This window comes from Rhodohalobacter sp. 8-1, from assembly GCF_038150125.1.
Classification (GTDB): Bacteria; Bacteroidota; Rhodothermia; order Balneolales; family Balneolaceae; genus SW132.
Genome location: NZ_JBBVMF010000051.1, coordinates 1 through 1469 on the forward strand (window position 1 = coordinate 1; position 1469 = coordinate 1469).

Genomic DNA, 1469 nt, shown 5'->3' on the forward strand with positions numbered 1-1469 from the left:
GAGAAGTTACCCCATTATTCTAAATTAAACCCACTCAAGTACATATAAAACAATAAGTTATTAATTTTAAGAAGTGGAAATGCTCTTTTTTTTAGAAAAATGGGGGTACTCCCTGTAAAAAGAAAGCATAAGTGGCGATCTTTGGTAAGTCGATGAAAACTTTCCATTTAAAGACCACACACTTATGCTAATGAGTAAACTTGCCGGCAAACTTCGCAGGAAAATTAACCAATTTTCGGGGTATGTGTCCAGTGGACTGGATAAAACAGCCCAACGTTTTGTGAGGGAGGCCGTCTATGGCATGCTGTGCAGCCAATCGGTCCTGCTGACCGAGATCGGGCGAACCCTTCAGAGCACAGTCAGCCTAAAAAAGATTGAAGAACGCTTCTGCCGACAACTGCAAAAACCCAAGCTGTGGGATTGTATCCACCGCCAGGTGTTAGCCGATGCGGGTCCCCGCATCGGTGAGGATATGCTGTTAATCCTGGATTTGAGCGATATCGCCAAGACGTATGCCAAAAAGATGGAGTATTTGGCCACCGTGCGCGATGGCAGCGCTGATGGGGAGCTGACCAACGGGTATTGGACCACCCATGTGGTCGGTGCCGATCTGGACTCCACGCGCGTGCTGCCGCTCTACCAAGAGCTGTACTCGCAGAAGGCACCGGATTTTAAAAGCGAAAATACCCAGATTCTGGCGGCCATAGACCGTGTACATGCCGCCGGGGATGGGCGGGGCATCTGGGTAATCGACCGCGGCGGAGACCGCAACGTGTTATTTGACCGGTTGCTGGACAAGCAAGATCCCAAAGAATTTATTATTCGCCTGGTTGGGGATCGTCACCTGCTCCACAAGGGGGCCAAACGAGAGGCTCTGGAGCTGGCCCGTGGCTGCAAGACGCCTTACAGCCAAACCATTGTTAAAAAGAAAGATGGAAGGGAGATCACCTACGACCTTACCTTTGGATATCTCCGGGTACGCCTGCCGGGCCACGAGCAGCCCCTGTGGATGCTGGTGGTTAATGGGTACGGGGAGAAACCAATGATGCTGTTGACCACCCAGCCGCTTCGGCGTAATCGAACCGTGTTGTGGACGGTGCTGCGCAGTTACATTAAGCGATGGGGCATTGAGCAGACCATTCGGTTTGTCAAGCAGTGCTATGATGTGGAAAACATCCGGGTGCTGAGCTACTCGCGACTGCGTAATATGATGGGACTGTTGTTGGCAGTTTTTTATTTTATGGCCGTAAAACTCGATACATCGGCCAAACTCAGTATCATGAGTGGGTATATCTTGAAAGCGGCCAAACGGGTGTTTGGGGTGCCCGATTTTAAATATTATGCCATGAGTGACGGTATAAGTGCCATATTCAGGCGCTCTCCGGGCAAAATTCCCACCTCGCCAACCGAAGGGCTTGATCCCAACCAATTAGGCATCGGATTCACCTAAAATAACGGGGTAACTTCTC

At 50.2% G+C, this 1469-nt stretch carries 1 protein-coding gene; it reads left to right on the top strand.

All coding sequences use genetic code 11. The features are described 5' to 3' along the window. The first annotated feature begins 190 nt into the window (after positions 1 to 190). Positions 191 to 1450 (top strand): hypothetical protein, encoded by a 1260-nt coding sequence (locus AABW11_RS19955; RefSeq protein WP_340107093.1) that lies wholly within the window; start codon positions 191 to 193, stop codon positions 1448 to 1450. Positions 1451 to 1469 lie beyond the last annotated feature (19 nt).

Coding starts and splice junctions, on each gene's coding strand:
- AABW11_RS19955 (WP_340107093.1), top strand. CDS start 191: ATGAGTAAACTTGCCGGCAAACTTCGCAGGAAAATTAACCAATTTTCG.